Source organism: Gelidibacter sediminis (genome assembly GCF_004364975.1).
GTDB classification, from domain to species: Bacteria; Bacteroidota; Bacteroidia; order Flavobacteriales; family Flavobacteriaceae; genus Gelidibacter; species Gelidibacter sediminis.
The window spans coordinates 1186046-1201071 of the sequence record NZ_SOBW01000008.1 but is presented as its reverse complement, the minus strand read 5'-3'; the positions used below and the strand labels follow the sequence as shown (position 1 = coordinate 1201071).

Sequence of the window (15026 nt, the reverse complement as noted above, 5' to 3'; positions counted from 1 at the left end):
AAAAGACTTGCTTGTTCAATGTGCTATGGTAACTTTAGGGTGAAAAAAATATTATTTAAACGGAATTTGCTCAGATTTATGAAACACATTTATGCGCTTAATTAAACTTAACGTATTTGAAGGGTTTAGGGTTTTTAATTGGAGTAAATTTTGAAATATTTTTTGAATGTCCAATCATTTAATTAAAAAAAATGAGCACATTTTCATTGTGATGTCAAATGTGCTCCAAGATTCTTTGAGTATATATTAAGCTATTGTTTCTTAGAAATTCGGACTCAATTCAAATTCTTTATAGAATGCATCCAAGATGTCGATAACTTCATCAGGGGTATCTACCAAATGTACCAAGTCTAAATCCTTATCGCTAATGTTAGCGAATGAATCCAATAAGGTTGCCCTGACCCAGTCTAATAAACCTGACCAAAATTCAGTGCCTACTAGAATGATTGGAAATTTTTCAATTTTGTTGGTTTGAATTAGGGTAATTGCCTCAAACAACTCATCCAGTGTTCCAAATCCACCAGGCATCACCACAAAACCTTGGGAATATTTGACGAACATCACTTTTCTTACGAAGAAATAATCAAAATCCAAACTTTTATCGGAGTCGATATACGGATTGTCGTGCTGTTCGAAAGGTAGGTCGATATTTAATCCTACAGATGTACCGCCTGCAATATGAGCACCTTTGTTACCCGCCTCCATAATTCCTGGTCCACCCCCAGTGATGACACCGTAACCATGTTCTACAATTTTTTTGGCAACTTCTTCAGCTAATTTATAATATTTATGGTCTGGCTTGGTACGTGCTGAACCAAATATTGACACACAAGGCCCTATTCTACTTAATTTCTCATATCCATTTACAAACTCGCCCATGATCTTAAAAATGGCCCATGAATCGTTTGTTTTAATTTCATTCCAAGCTTTACTGTGTTTTTCTAATCTCATTTTCTATATTCTAATGTCGGTTATTAAATATTTAGTAATAGCAGTATAGTATTATCAACTATTGCAATCTGCCAAAACACACAAATTTAATAGAAAATACGATAATAACTTGAATTCACTAGGTTTTTAAAATGTTTGGGGCTGTTCTCTTCCCATTTAAAAATGAAAAAAGGCAAATCTTCCGATTTGCCTCATATTAAGATCATTTCGTTCTATACTGATTATAGTGGTTTACGACCTGATATAATGTTGTAAAGAATTACAACCACTGCAATTACTAGAAGGACATGAATAAGTCCTCCAGTTCCAATGCCTTCAACAACACCTAAAAAGCCCAAAAGCCATACTACGATTAAAATTACGGCTACTAGCCAAAGAATACCTCTCATAATTGATAGTTTTAAAGTTATAACACTAAGGTAATAAAGTTTTGATACTATTGAAGTGCCAATTTGAATAAATTTTTAACACTATCCATGAAAGGTATGTAATTTGAGACCTAATTTTGTGTTAACGTTGCAATTTCGAGTTCCTTCTTTAAAAATTTGGCTGTATAGCTCTTTTTGTGTTTAGCCACAACTTCAGGCGTGCCTTCTACAATAATTTGGCCACCCCCTTTACCTCCTTCATAACCCACATCAATAATATGGTCCATTGTTTTGATGACATCCATATTGTGTTCTATTATTAAAATGGTGTTCCCTTTATTGACCAACTCATTGAGGACGTCCATCAATACCCGAATATCTTCAAAGTGCAATCCTGTTGTAGGTTCATCAAGAATATAAAAGGTATTTCCCGTATCGCGTTTACTCAGCTCTGTAGCTAATTTAATGCGCTGAGCTTCACCTCCAGACAATGTTGTACTTTGTTGTCCTAAGGTAATATAGCCCAAACCTACATCTTTAATTGTTTTTAACTTCTTGAAAATTTTCGGAATATGCTCAAAAAAGTCCACCGCCTCATTAATGGTCATGTCCAACACATCACTAATCGATTTGCCTTTGTAGCGAATTTCTAAAGTTTCCCTATTAAAACGTTTACCTTGGCAAGTTTCACATTCTACATACACATCAGGGAGGAAATTCATTTCAATGACTCGAAGTCCACCGCCTTGACAGGTTTCGCAACGTCCGCCTTTAACATTAAAACTGAAACGTCCTGGTTTGTATCCACGAATCATCGCTTCTGGAATTTTAGCATACAAACTTCTGATTTCGTCAAAAGTTTTAGTGTATGTCGCTGGGTTACTACGTGGCGTACGGCCAATTGGCGACTGGTTGATGTCAATGACCTTGTCTACATGTTCCAGGCCCTTAATGCTTTTGTATGGCATTGGATTTTTAACGCCATTAAAATAGTATGCGTTTAAAATAGGGTAGAGGGTTTCATTTATCAAAGTCGATTTTCCACTTCCAGATACGCCAGTAACCCCAATCATTTTACCTAATGGGAACTTTACTGACACATTTTTGAGATTGTTGCCCGTACAGCCTTTCAATTCTATAAACTTCCCATTGCCAGAACGACGTTTTTTTGGAACTACAATTTGCTTGGTGCCATTAAGATAGTCGGCTGTGAGTGTATGATGAGTTTTCAACTCTTCAGGAGTACCTACACTGATTATTTCGCCACCGTATTTACCGGCTTTTGGTCCAATGTCAATAACATAATCTGCGCATTCAATCATGTCTTTATCGTGCTCAACCACAATTACCGAGTTGCCAATGTCGCGAAGCGTTATCAATGATTTTATTAATTTCTCATTATCACGTTGGTGTAGTCCAATACTTGGTTCATCTAAAATATAAAGTACGCCTACAAGTTGTGATCCAATTTGTGTAGCTAATCTAATCCGTTGTGCTTCACCACCAGAGAGTGATTTTGAACTTCTATTGAGTGATAAATATTCTAGACCTACATCCAATAAAAATTGCAAACGGGTTCTGATTTCTTTGATGATTTCTTCGGAAATTTTAAGTTGCTTCTCAGACAATTGCGGCGTCAATTCTTCAAACCAGCTAGCTAAATCAACGATATCTTTATTGGCCAATTCGGCAATGTTGAGTCCGTTGACTTTAAAATAAAGCGATTCTTGGCGTAAGCGGGAACCGTGACAAGCATCACATTCCACTTTGTCCATATAATCTTTGGCCCAACGTTTTAGAGAAGTTGTTTCGGCTGTTGTAAACTGATTTTCGATAAAATTAGCAACGCCTTCAAAATCGATTTTGTAATCACGGGTAACCCCTAAAGTCTTACTTTCAATGGAGAATTTCTCGTTACCTCCGTATAGGATCATTTTTTTTGCCTCGTCAGGAATATCTTTGTAGGCATCAGTCAATTGAAAATTAAAGCGTTGCGCAATGGTTTCAAACTGCTTAAAAATCCAGCTGTTTTTATAAGGGCCATGTGGCGCCAAAGCGCCGGCTTTGATAGAAAGACTATCATCCGGAATAATTTTCTTTTCATTAACCTGATACAATTTACCAATCCCATTACATTTAGGACAAGCGCCTTTTGGGGAGTTGAAGGAAAAGTTATTAGGCTCTGGATTTGGATAGGAAATCCCAGAGGTCGGGCACATCAAACTTCTACTAAAATAGCGGGTTTCATCGGTGTCCTGATCAAGGATCATTAACACATCGTCACCATGATACATGGCTGTGTTTATGGTTTCCGTAAGACGTTTTTCATTGTCTACCGTATTGTCAATTTTCAGACGGTCAATGACAATTTCAATATCGTGCATTTTATAGCGGTCCAACTTCATGCCTTTTACCAAGTCTTTCACCTCACCATCCGTACGAACTTTTACAAAGCCTTGTTTGGCAATTTGCTCAAACAATTCACGGTAATGGCCTTTACGAGAACGGACGACGGGCGCCAAAATGTTGATGCGTTTGCCGTTAAAACTTTCTTTAATCAAGTCTTTGATTTGCTCATCTGTATAGCTCACCATTTTTTCACCTGTATTATAACTATAGGCATCACTGGCCCTAGCAAACAACAAGCGTAAAAAATCATAAATCTCAGTGATGGTTCCCACCGTTGAACGCGGCGATTTACTCGTGGTCTTCTGTTCTATCGCAATGACAGGAGAAAGCCCATCAATTTTATCGACGTCAGGTCGCTCTAGTCCTCCTAAAAATTGGCGTGCGTAGGCTGAAAAGGTTTCGATGTATCGACGCTGACCTTCGGCGTATATGGTGTCGAAAGCCAATGATGACTTACCACTACCAGACAGGCCTGTAATGACAACAAGTTTCTCTCTAGGAATAGTAACGTCTATATTTTTAAGGTTGTGAACGCGTGCGCCTTGAACCTCGATTGTTTCTTCAAATTTACTCATAGTAGTGCAATCTTATCTGATTTACAGACAAGTTTGCAAAGGTACTGATAATGACCTGAAAAATAAAGTGCTCGATATTTAGAGTTTTGTTAAATTGCTAGAGGGTTAAAAGATTAAATGCAACGATTTTAGGCTAACTGTAACTGTAAAGCATTACTAAATACCTACTAGGTTTGTAATTTCAATCCCGAAAACCAAAAACTTGTGGAAAGTGGGCAGGTGAGCACCAGATTCGGTGGTAGTCCAATCGTTCCAGGATGCTTCCAAACCGCCTATTGGCAGAATATCTACCCACATTTGGAAACTTTTAGGTTTTCCCGACTCGTCTAAATGCCAGAGATAGGAATCGCCAGGGGTTGTGCCGCCAGAGGTATAGGTTACCAATAATGCCTTTGAACCATTCTCCAAATTGACGAGGCGCCGCTCTGTACCCGCATCAAAAATTTTATAGGGTGCCACCACCCAAAAAGAATCATTATTAAAATAGGAGTGCGCCTTTTCAATCAGTTCTCGGGCCTCTTTGCCTTCAATTTTTTGTTCGTTTACAAAGGCTTCACTAATGGCAGGGGAATTTAAGTCTAAGGCGACTTTATAGTTTTTCCAATAGACTTTGCAAGTGTTTTTGGCTTTATTCCACTTAAAATGATGCCGATTTTTAAAGGTCCATTCTAAATAATTCGTGTTTTTATAGGCGTCATGGTTTAATGCATTGAGCATCTTGGTGGCCAGCTGTTCTGCTTGTGCACCTTTAATGCCTGTTGGTAAATCTTCATTATATTTAAAATATATAAATCCATATAATAGCATAGACGGCAAAGTAAAGAAGACAACTATCCCTACTATTATTTTGAATATTTTTTTTGGCTTGGCCATTGCTTGGTGCTATTTGAAATTGTTAAGATTTTAGGTTCATTTAGAATCAATTACATCAATGCGTACATGTGCTGTAACATCACTAGTTTTTCGTTAGAGAAAGCGCGCAATTCCTCAAAAAAGTCGGTGAATTCTTCTTCAAATTCTTCGTAATATTCCTGAAGTTCGTCAGTTGCTTTGTGCATCCCAGAAATATTTTTGGTACGACGGTTCATACCATTCAGTACTTTTTGGATGCCGTCAATTTTAGCGTAGCTCAGTAGCCAGTTATCAGAAATCATATAGGGCATCATTTTTTGAATCCGTACGGGCAGAATGGTGAAATGTGCTTTCAAATCCTCATAAAAGTTGTCAATATAGACATCAAGTGGTGTATCGGAATAGTGTGACCAATTTTTCGCCAAGAAATGATCGTATAAAATATCCACGATCACCCCGCTGTAATGGCCATAATTTTTATGAAGTCGTTTGGTGCTCATTCTAACGGTCGGGTGCGCATCTGTAAAGGTATCAATTTCACGATGCAGCAATATGCCAATTTGAATGTCTTTAGGATACTTTGCATACCGCTTGCCTTTAATGCCATCCGCCATAAAATTGCCAATGGTAATGGCCGTGTTATCTCCAGAAAGGTAAATGTGGGCTAAAAAATTCATTGGTCTAATTTACGGAATTGCAATTTAGATATCCAAAATTGTAATCGTATATTTGCTTTTCACTTTAAAGAACACATATGACACTCATAAAATCAATTTCTGGAATACGAGGCACCATTGGAGGAAAAGTTGGCGATAATTTAACGCCAATTGACGCCGTAAAATTTGCATCTGCTTATGGCGTATGGTTAAAGCAGCAACGCAACAAAGACAACTATCGGGTTGTGGTGGGGCGTGATGCGCGTATTTCGGGAGAAATGATACAAAATTTGGTGATGAACACCTTGGTTGGGATGGGCATTCATGTCATTGATCTTGGTTTATCAACCACGCCAACGGTTGAAGTTGCTGTGCCTATGGAGCATGCAGATGGTGGGATTATCTTAACTGCAAGTCACAATCCGAAACAATGGAATGCGCTAAAACTTTTAAATGCAAAAGGTGAATTTTTAAATGGGGAAGAAGGTGCCAAGATTTTAGAAATCGCTGAATCTGGTGAGATGAACTTTGCAGAAGTCGACGATCTTGGAGAGATTACAAAAAATGAGGCTTATATCGATATTCATATTGATGAGGTCTTAAAAATGCCATTAGTGAATAAAAAAGCCATTGAAGATGCACAATTCAGAGTAGTCGTTGATGGGGTGAATTCTACAGGAGGCATCGCTATTCCACTATTGTTGGAGCGTTTGGGTGTGCATGCCATCAAATTATTTTGTGAGCCAAACGGTCAATTTCCCCACAATCCAGAACCTTTAAAAGAGCATTTATACGATTTGGCTGCTGAGGTGATTAAAGAAAAAGCCGATTTAGGCATCGTGGTCGATCCAGATGTTGACCGTTTAGCTTTTATGGACGAAAATGGAGAAATGTTTGGTGAAGAATATACCTTAGTGGCTTGTGCCGATTATGTATTGAGCAAAACACCTGGAAACACTGTAAGCAATATGAGCTCCACTAGAGCTTTGAGGGATGTCACTGAAAAACAGGGGGGTACTTACGAAGCGAGCGCCGTAGGTGAGGTAAATGTTGTAGAACTAATGAAGAAAAATAACGCCATTATTGGTGGTGAAGGTAACGGGGGCATCATTTACCCTGAATTGCATTACGGACGTGATGCCCTTGTTGGCGTTGCGCTATTTTTAAGTCTGCTCGCTGAAAAGAAAATGAAAACGAGCGAATTAAGAGCCACCTACCCAAATTATTTTATGGGGAAAAAGAAAATAGAACTGACTCCAGGCATGGATGTGGACGGTATTTTGGCTAAAATGGAAGATCGTTACCAAAACGAAAACTTAACCACTATTGATGGAGTTAAAATTGATTTTAGCAATAGTTGGGTGCATTTGCGCAAGAGTAATACAGAGCCTATCATCAGGATTTATACGGAAGCACCTTCACAGGAAGAAGCAGATGCATTAGGTGATAAGATCATATCAGAGATTAAGACCATTGCCAATATTTAGTACGGGAAAAGTAGTGATCATAGTGAAAGCGTAGTAACGCAGCACTTATAAGAAGACCTGCCTTAAAGCAGGAACATATAGCATTGAAAATTGTAACCAAATGATTTCAACAGATACATCAGTAGCAAAAACCACCGAACTTGAAGACTATTTTCAGCAGTTCAGGCAGCACATTATTGGCATTGACCAAGATTTTATGACGCCTTACGGAAAGCAGAACATAATTTACACAGATTGGACAGCGTCTGGACGTTTGTACCGACCTATTGAAGAGAAGTTGATGAATGAGTTTGGGCCTTATGTGGCCAACACACACACAGAGACAACGGTGTCTGGAACGGCCATGACCAAGGCATACCATAAGGCCAAACACATCATTAAAGAGCATGTGAACAGTAATGACGATGACGTTTTGATATGCTGTGGTAGTGGGATGACAGAAGCCATCAATAAATTCCAGCGAATTTTAGGCTTAAAAGTCCCTGAGAATTTGCAAAAGCACACTACGGTGCCTGATGAAATGCGGCCAGTGGTGTTTATCACACATATGGAACACCATTCCAATCAAACCTCTTGGTTGGAAACGATTGCTAAAGTTGAGGTGATTCCACCTGGTGAAGACGGGTTGTTCTGTATGGATAACTTAAAAGCACTTTTAGAACACTATGAAGCACGGCCAATAAAAATCGCTTCTGTAGTTGGAGGATCTAATGTGACGGGCATCCAGACGCCATATCACGACATTGCAAAAGTGATGCATCAGAACGGCGGTGTCTGTTTTGTAGACTTTGCCTGTTCTGCACCTTATGTAGATATTGATATGCATCCGGTAGATGAAGACGAAGCCTTAGATGGCATTTTCTTTTCGCCGCACAAATTTCTGGGAGGTCCAGGGACTTCAGGTGTGTTGATTTTCAATAAGAAATTATATAAAAACATGATTCCTGACAGTCCGGGTGGTGGTACCGTAAGCTGGACCAATCCTTGGGGAGAACATAAATATATTGACAATATTGAAGATCGGGAAGATGGAGGAACACCAGGGTTTTTACAAACTATTAAAACTGCCTTGGCCATTAAATTGAAAGAACAAATGGGCGTTGCAAAAATGCTGGAACGTGAACATGAGCTCATCAATTATATTTTTAGTGCTTTGAATCCCGTGGAAAATATAAACATTCTAGCAGGTCAGCACCAAGACCGTTTGGGAGTGATCTCATTTTATATAGATGATTTACATTACAATTTAGGTGTAAAAATCCTCAATGATCGTTTTGGAATTCAAACACGAGGCGGTTGTAGCTGTGCCGGTACTTATGGCCATTTCTTGTTGCATGTGGATGTGGAAACTTCAAATGCACTGACTCAGGAAATATCCTTAGGAGAATTGATGCGTAAACCCGGTTGGATCCGAATGTCTATTCACCCTACAACATCTACTGAAGAAGCAGTGTATTTCTGTGAGAGCTTAAAAGCACTGGCAAAAAACCATAAGGAATGGGCCAAGGATTACAATTACATTGCTGCGACAAATGAGTTTGTGCACAAGTCGACCGTCAATACTGATAAATTTCAGTTGCCGGTGGAGGAGTGGTTTGAGTTGTAGTTAATTTGCCTGGAACGTAGAATAGGGCGAGTGACACTGATTGTGGCGAATATTTTTTGACACGAATTACACGAATTATCACTATAGTATTAATCGCTTTTCGATACATTTTTCAATCACTGTCGTTCTTGAAAAACACTCGAAGTGACAACAGGATAGTTGTTTAGAAAGACTTGCAGTGATAAGCATTACCTCAATTAATTTATATGTAAAGCAGGCCTAGTAAGGTTTACTGATGGTGTTGATTGATGACGATTGTTTTGAGATTAATTGCACAAATTATACATATCATTACAGAATAATCATGTTGTCTTTACGACTGCACACACTAAAAAATATTCTTCAGAATAACTTAGCGAATTTTCGTCTCCACGTACCCAAATTTTATTTAAACTCCTCAGGTACCGCATTTCTATGTTTCCATCGGCGGTGCGTCCATAAATAATACTGTGGGGCTTCGTGAATTTGTTGTTCTACTTTCTGTGTAAATATATCTGTTATCTCGTAGTTGGGATACTCTCTCGGATGGACTGCAATGGTCTCAAAAGTAGTTTGGTAATATCCACGCTTTAGCCGTTTCACTTTAAAAAACACCACCGACATGTCTAATCTTTTAGCTAACATTTCAGCACCAGTGTGGATAGGCACCTTAATTCCCATAAATTGATTCCAATGGAATGCTCTTGATAAGCGAGGGGATTGGTCGGATACAAATCCATTAATGGTTAATTCGCCGTTTTGCTTGGTTTGGGTGAGTGTTGGAACAGTTTCTTGAGTGGTAATTAGCGTGCTGTCATATTTAGCCCGAATGCGTTTCACCAATCGATCAAAATATTTGTTACCTAGTTTACTGTACACCGCATAACCTTTGTGTGACACGTATTTTTGCAGAATAAAAATCCATTCCCAGCTGCCATAATGACCACACATCAATACGATGCTTCTATGTTGCTTTTCCAAATCGTTGATCAGCTCAACATTGGTAAACGTAAAACGTTCTTTCATCGCTTTCTCAGAAATGGTTAAAGATTTGATGGCTTCTACCATCATATCGCAAAAATGGTGATAAAATTTTTCAGTAATCGTATTTATTTCAACTTCAGACTTTTCAGGAAATACCAATCTCAAATTATCCTGAACCACTTTTTTCCGGTAACCTATTACCTTATAGATAATCAAATACAGTCCATCAGAAAATGCGTATAACAACCGGAATGGCAATATTGAAATTAACCAAATTAGTGGATAAACCAAGATGTAAACAAGAAATTGCATTTTTTAATATTAGATTTGCAGGTGCAAAGATATGCTTAAAAATAATTAATACGTTTGGAGTTTATGGGTAATTTAGATTTGGTCACCATCATTATTATTGCGGCAAACGCCATCATTTCCTACAAGGGATTTAATGATTATAGCTTTTTTGAACGCTATAAATTTAATGTAGGTGGCATTGTTAGAGGTGAAAAAATTAGGATGTTCAGTTCAGGATTTTTGCATGTAGACATGATGCACCTCATTTTCAATATGTTTACACTCTACTTTTTTGCGCCTGTTGTGGTTTATCATTTAGGAACGTTATATTTTTTAATTATTTACATTGCAAGTTTACTTTTAGGAAACTTATTATCACTTTATTTCCACAAACACGAACATTATTATAGCGCAGTTGGCGCGAGTGGTGCTGTAACTGGCGTGTTGTATGCCGCAATTCTTTTGGAGCCTTCCATGCAGTTAGGATTGTTGTTTATACCGTTGCCTATTCCGGCCTATGTTTTTGGAATTCTGTATTTGATGTATTCTATTTATGGAATGAAAAATAAAGTGGGAAATATTGGCCATGATGCACATTTTGGTGGTGCTATTGGGGGTTACGTTGTAACCTTAATGCTCAAGCCATCACTATTTCAAACCGATTTATTGATGGTAGGTTTATTGGCCGTACCAATTATCATTTTATTTGTGATGCATAAAACGGGTAAGCTTTAATAGCGTAATGGTTGTAAGATTGCATAAAAAGGATTTTAGTATAAAACTTAAGGTATGATTTCAAATGACACCATCGTAGCATTGGCAACACCATCTGGTAGTGGTGCCATTGCGGTTATCCGACTTTCAGGACAAGATGCCATCACTCTAGCTTCGAAATTTTTTAGATCGGTTTCAGGCAAAACCTTGGCCGTACAAAAATCTCATACCGTACACTTGGGACATATTATAGATCAGCCTCGCATCATTGACGAGGTTTTAGTAACTATTTTTAAAAACCCACACTCATATACAGGCGAACATGTGATTGAAATTTCCTGCCACGGCAGTTTGTATATTCAGCAAGAAATCATTCAACTATTTCTAAAAAACGGCTGTCGCATGGCCAACGCTGGAGAGTTTACCTTACGCGCTTTTTTAAATGGAAAATTAGATCTTAGTCAGGCTGAAGCTGTTGCCGATTTGATAGCGAGTGATAGTGAAGCATCCCATAAAATTGCGATGCAACAAATGCGTGGCGGATTTAGCAATGAGATCAAAAATTTACGTGATGAATTGTTGAATTTTGCCAGTTTAATTGAATTGGAACTGGATTTTGCAGAGGAAGATGTGGAATTTGCAAATAGAGATGAATTCTATAAATTGATTACTAGAATCATTCATGTTTTAAAGCGACTGATCGATTCTTTCGCGGTTGGAAACGTCATTAAAAATGGAATTCCTGTCGCTATTGTTGGTGAACCCAATGTTGGGAAATCGACGTTGTTGAACGCATTACTTAATGAAGAACGCGCAATTGTCTCTGACGTCGCAGGAACCACGAGAGATACCATTGAAGATGAAATTGTCATAGGCGGGATGGCCTTCCGGTTTATTGACACTGCCGGCATCAGAGAAACGCAAGATGTTGTCGAAAGTATCGGGATCAAGAAAACTTTCGAAAAAATTGAACAGGCGCAAGTGGTATTACTATTAGTCAGCAGTATTCAGTTGGCAGTTGGCCCTGATGCTGTAAAAAATATTGTCATCGAAATCGAAAAAATAAAGAATAAATTTCCCCAAAAGCAACTGATTGTCATCCTTAATAAAATTGATCAGATTACTACTGAAGAACTTTCAGATATAATTGGACACCTCACACCTCACGCCACACACCTCATTCCAATTTCTGCTAAAACTGGGATTGGGGTAGAGCAACTAACAGATACGCTCCTAAATTTAATCAATACAGGAGCCCTTAGAAACAATGAAACTATTGTGACCAACACGCGCCATTATGATGCACTTTTAAAAGCCTTTGAGGAAATTCAGAAAGTAAAATACGGCTTAGATTCTGAGTTGTCTGGCGACTTATTAGCCATTGATATCCGACAGGCGCTCTTGCATTTTGGTGAAATCACCGGAGAGATTACCAATGATGACTTGTTGGGAAATATTTTTGCGAATTTTTGTATCGGGAAGTAACTTATTTTCTTTTATTTGTTAATGTATTGATTTTATTGACTTTACAAATTTTTGTCTTCTCTTTTTTGTTGCTTTTTTGCTCTTTTTTAACTAAATTTGTTGTATATCTGTTGCCAAACATACGGATTTGTTGCCCAAATCTGTTGGCTAAAAGATTGGCGAAATGATGCACCATATTGCCCCACGTTGCACCATTACGCTACATAAAGCACCATTTATGAGCAGTAATTTATACATCCCAAAAACCTGTAAGCATTGCGGTAATGCTTTTACAGCACGAACCACAGTTACTAAATACTGCACATCTGTCTGTGCGAGCAAAGCTTATAAAATAAGAAAACGTCAAGAGAAAATACAATCTACTCTTACTACTGATATGCAGAAACAAAAAAACGAACCTACTCTCACTTATCATAATACTGTAAATAACAAAGACTTTTTAAGCGTTACTGAAGCCTCACAATTGATTGGTGTTAGCAGATGGACCATTCAAAGAATGATTCAACAAGGACGCTTAAAAGCTGTTTCTTTTGGAAGAAAAAGAATAATTGCTAGATCACAAATTGAAAACCTTTTTAATTAATTCATTATGAAAGTAACATTAAGACAACGTAAGAAGAATGATAAAATAAGTCTGTATTTAGATTACTATCATAAAGGAAAACGCAAAACCGAGTATTTGCGATTATACCTGACGCCTAATCCTAAAACTAAAACCGAAAGAGAGGTTAACAAGAAAACCAAGCAATTAGCAGAAACCATTTGCGCACAACGCCAAATAGAAATACAAAATGGTATTTATGGCTTTCAGGATATTGAGAAATTAAAAGGAAGCTTTATTACTTATGTTACGGCTTTAGCTGAAAAGAAAAATACCAGCTCTGGCAACTATGGTAATTGGAACAGTATGCTAAAACATTTAAAAACCTTTTGTCCTACGGATGTAAGCTTTCAAGATTTGGATAAATCATTTGTTGAGCGTTTCAAAGAGTATTTAGATAAGGATGCTATGGCAAGAGCAGGTAAAAAACTGTCTCAAAACTCTAAATATTCATACTATGGTAAGTTTTGTGCAGCTTTAAAGCAAGCGGTAAAGGATGGTATTTTAAAAGTCAATCCTGCTAATGGTGTAGATTATTTCAAACAAGGAGAACCTCAACGAGAATTTTTAACGCTTGATGAATTACAAAAGGCAGTTAACACAGAATGTGAGTTACCACTATTAAAAAATGCTTTTATATTTTCAGCACTTACCGGATTGCGTTGGTCAGATATTGAAAAATTGTTGTGGTCAGAAATCCAACACTCTAAAGAAATGGGTTATTACATACGTTTCAGACAAAAGAAAACCAAAGGAGCTGAAACCTTACCAATTTCAGAACAAGCCAGAGAATTATTGGGAGAAGCAGGAAAACCCGAAGCAAAAGTTTTTGATGGCTTACATTATAGTGCCTGGTCAAACCTTAAATTGCAACAATGGATGATGAAAGCAGGTATTACAAAAGAGATTACCTTTCATTGTGCACGTCATACCTATGCCACTTTACAATTAACTTTGGGTACAGACATTTACACGGTATCAAAATTATTAGGGCATAAAGAATTAAGAACAACACAGATTTATGCCAAAGTAATTGATGATAAAAAGAAAGAAGCTGCTAACCGTATTCAATTGGATTTATAATGAAAGGAAATGTATTTGCAAGTTTGGTATCGATTACCAACGGTTTACATAGAGACAATAGATATGAAAGAGAATTTAATGTTCTGAACTCTGAATTAAAGGAAACACCAAAAGCTGATAATGCGGTTTTTAAAGTAAACTTTAAAAGACCTTTAAACAGTAAAAAAGAATATTATTTTAAGCTGATTTCAAATGACACTGACACTGAATTAGCAGCATTAAAATCCCAATTCCCAAAAGATGCTACGGAACCCGAAAACAAGTATAACTATACCGTACAATTTAATAAGTTCAATAAGTATTTAAAGGACATTTCCAACTATATTAAAAAACAGTCTATAAGTAACGATTTAGGCAACGATACCGATTATATCATCAATTACTTAAAAGCATCGGCAATTCGCTTATACATTGAACTACAAGAACAGTACGGACAATTTTCAGATACTGCTTTATTCTCAATTCAAGAAATAGCTGAAAAGTACTTTAATGATACTGATTTTGATACTTCAATATTTGTGAAATTAGAAGCTGATAAAAAAGAGGTAGTTAACAAGCCGTCTAAACAGAAAAGCAAACCAAAAACCTCATTTGGATATTTAAAAGATGATTCTGAATGGTTGTCTAAAATATTGAACAGGCTTCAATTAAGTATTGATTTACTTGATGCAAAAACAGATGTTAAAGACTTACATAATTTATTAGTTGCTAAAGATTTTAAAGGTTTTCAAAAGAAAATCTATTTAGATTGTAAAACAACCGAGTTTAAATATGTTGTTAAACGGTTGCAGCCACATTTCAAAAATATGACACCCACTTTAATTGAATCTACAGGTTTATTTTATACAAAATTGGGTAAACCATTGACAGCTCAAAATCTTTATACCAAAAGTAAAGCACCTCTAAAAAAGGAAATCATTGATAATATCTTCAAACAAATACAATAAAAAACAATGAGATTATTTAGAAATCTCATTGTATTCTC

13 protein-coding genes are annotated in these 15026 nt (G+C 37.1%); 7 read left to right on the top strand and 6 right to left on the bottom strand.

What is annotated here, in order from left to right; translation table 11 throughout:
- Positions 1-261: 261 nt before the first annotated feature.
- The 5 genes from BXY82_RS11855 to BXY82_RS11835 all read right to left on the bottom strand — a co-directional run bounded on the left by BXY82_RS11855 (position 262) and on the right by BXY82_RS11835 (position 5832).
- Positions 262-951 carry an LOG family protein gene (locus tag BXY82_RS11855; RefSeq protein ID WP_133758394.1) on the bottom strand — a complete coding sequence of 230 codons (690 nt, stop codon included), beginning with the start codon at positions 949-951 and terminating at the stop codon, positions 262-264.
- A gap of 221 nt (positions 952-1172) precedes the next feature.
- Positions 1173-1340: a lmo0937 family membrane protein gene (locus BXY82_RS11850; protein WP_133758393.1), complete on the bottom strand. Its 168-nt coding sequence runs from the start codon at positions 1338-1340 to the stop codon at positions 1173-1175.
- Positions 1341-1450: 110 nt separating this feature from the next.
- Complete coding sequence (gene uvrA, locus BXY82_RS11845; RefSeq protein ID WP_133758392.1) at positions 1451-4303, bottom strand: excinuclease ABC subunit UvrA; 2853 nt, start codon at positions 4301-4303, stop codon at positions 1451-1453.
- A gap of 156 nt (positions 4304-4459) precedes the next feature.
- Positions 4460-5176, bottom strand: coding sequence for a hypothetical protein (locus BXY82_RS11840; RefSeq protein ID WP_133758391.1), 717 nt, complete (start codon positions 5174-5176; stop codon positions 4460-4462).
- A gap of 50 nt (positions 5177-5226) precedes the next feature.
- Positions 5227-5832 carry an acyl carrier protein phosphodiesterase gene (locus tag BXY82_RS11835; RefSeq protein ID WP_133758390.1) on the bottom strand — a complete coding sequence of 202 codons (606 nt, stop codon included), beginning with the start codon at positions 5830-5832 and terminating at the stop codon, positions 5227-5229.
- A 77-nt stretch (positions 5833-5909) separates the two neighbouring features.
- Here BXY82_RS11835 and glmM point away from each other — a divergent pair, with 77 nt between their 5' ends.
- Both glmM and BXY82_RS11825 read left to right on the top strand, forming a co-directional pair.
- Positions 5910-7298, top strand: a complete 1389-nt coding sequence (glmM, locus tag BXY82_RS11830; protein ID WP_133758389.1) for a phosphoglucosamine mutase — start codon at positions 5910-5912, stop codon at positions 7296-7298.
- 100 nt (positions 7299-7398) lie between these two features.
- Positions 7399-8904 carry an aminotransferase class V-fold PLP-dependent enzyme gene (locus tag BXY82_RS11825; protein WP_133758388.1) on the top strand — a complete coding sequence of 502 codons (1506 nt, stop codon included), beginning with the start codon at positions 7399-7401 and terminating at the stop codon, positions 8902-8904.
- Between the two features lie 384 nt (positions 8905-9288).
- On the opposite strand, the gene BXY82_RS11820 is transcribed toward BXY82_RS11825, so the two are convergent.
- Positions 9289-10179: a lysophospholipid acyltransferase family protein gene (locus tag BXY82_RS11820; protein WP_133758387.1), complete on the bottom strand. Its 891-nt coding sequence runs from the start codon at positions 10177-10179 to the stop codon at positions 9289-9291.
- A gap of 63 nt (positions 10180-10242) precedes the next feature.
- Here BXY82_RS11820 and BXY82_RS11815 point away from each other — a divergent pair, with 63 nt between their 5' ends.
- The 5 genes from BXY82_RS11815 (at position 10243) to BXY82_RS11795 (ending at position 14988) form a co-directional block, all read left to right on the top strand.
- Positions 10243-10893 carry a rhomboid family intramembrane serine protease gene (locus BXY82_RS11815; RefSeq protein WP_133758386.1) on the top strand — a complete coding sequence of 217 codons (651 nt, stop codon included), beginning with the start codon at positions 10243-10245 and terminating at the stop codon, positions 10891-10893.
- Positions 10894-10947: 54 nt separating this feature from the next.
- A complete protein-coding gene (gene mnmE / locus BXY82_RS11810) occupies positions 10948-12357 on the top strand; it encodes a tRNA uridine-5-carboxymethylaminomethyl(34) synthesis GTPase MnmE (RefSeq protein ID WP_133758385.1) in 1410 nt (469 codons plus the stop codon).
- A gap of 163 nt (positions 12358-12520) precedes the next feature.
- On the top strand, positions 12521-12940 hold the full coding sequence (locus BXY82_RS11805; protein ID WP_243835795.1) for a helix-turn-helix domain-containing protein: 420 nt from the start codon (positions 12521-12523) through the stop codon (positions 12938-12940).
- A 6-nt stretch (positions 12941-12946) separates the two neighbouring features.
- The gene (locus BXY82_RS11800) at positions 12947-14041 is read left to right on the top strand and encodes a site-specific integrase (protein ID WP_133758384.1); all 1095 of its coding nucleotides are present in this window, start codon (positions 12947-12949) and stop codon (positions 14039-14041) included.
- Positions 14041-14988, top strand: coding sequence for a DUF6617 family protein (locus tag BXY82_RS11795; protein WP_133758383.1), 948 nt, complete (start codon positions 14041-14043; stop codon positions 14986-14988). Before BXY82_RS11800 ends, BXY82_RS11795 begins: the two co-directional genes overlap by 1 nt.
- Positions 14989-15026 lie beyond the last annotated feature (38 nt).

Bases quoted from the DNA above. Each gene is read 5' to 3' on its own strand.
- BXY82_RS11855 (WP_133758394.1), bottom strand. From the start codon at position 951: ATGAGATTAGAAAAACACAGTAAAGCTTGGAATGAAATTAAAACAAAC.
- BXY82_RS11850 (WP_133758393.1), bottom strand. From the start codon at position 1,340: ATGAGAGGTATTCTTTGGCTAGTAGCCGTAATTTTAATCGTAGTATGG.
- uvrA (WP_133758392.1), bottom strand. From the start codon at position 4,303: ATGAGTAAATTTGAAGAAACAATCGAGGTTCAAGGCGCACGCGTTCAC.
- BXY82_RS11840 (WP_133758391.1), bottom strand. From the start codon at position 5,176: ATGGCCAAGCCAAAAAAAATATTCAAAATAATAGTAGGGATAGTTGTC.
- BXY82_RS11835 (WP_133758390.1), bottom strand. From the start codon at position 5,832: ATGAATTTTTTAGCCCACATTTACCTTTCTGGAGATAACACGGCCATT.
- glmM (WP_133758389.1), top strand. From the start codon at position 5,910: ATGACACTCATAAAATCAATTTCTGGAATACGAGGCACCATTGGAGGA.
- BXY82_RS11825 (WP_133758388.1), top strand. From the start codon at position 7,399: ATGATTTCAACAGATACATCAGTAGCAAAAACCACCGAACTTGAAGAC.
- BXY82_RS11820 (WP_133758387.1), bottom strand. From the start codon at position 10,179: ATGCAATTTCTTGTTTACATCTTGGTTTATCCACTAATTTGGTTAATT.
- BXY82_RS11815 (WP_133758386.1), top strand. From the start codon at position 10,243: ATGGGTAATTTAGATTTGGTCACCATCATTATTATTGCGGCAAACGCC.
- mnmE (WP_133758385.1), top strand. From the start codon at position 10,948: ATGATTTCAAATGACACCATCGTAGCATTGGCAACACCATCTGGTAGT.
- BXY82_RS11805 (WP_243835795.1), top strand. From the start codon at position 12,521: ATGATGCACCATATTGCCCCACGTTGCACCATTACGCTACATAAAGCA.
- BXY82_RS11800 (WP_133758384.1), top strand. From the start codon at position 12,947: ATGAAAGTAACATTAAGACAACGTAAGAAGAATGATAAAATAAGTCTG.
- BXY82_RS11795 (WP_133758383.1), top strand. From the start codon at position 14,041: ATGAAAGGAAATGTATTTGCAAGTTTGGTATCGATTACCAACGGTTTA.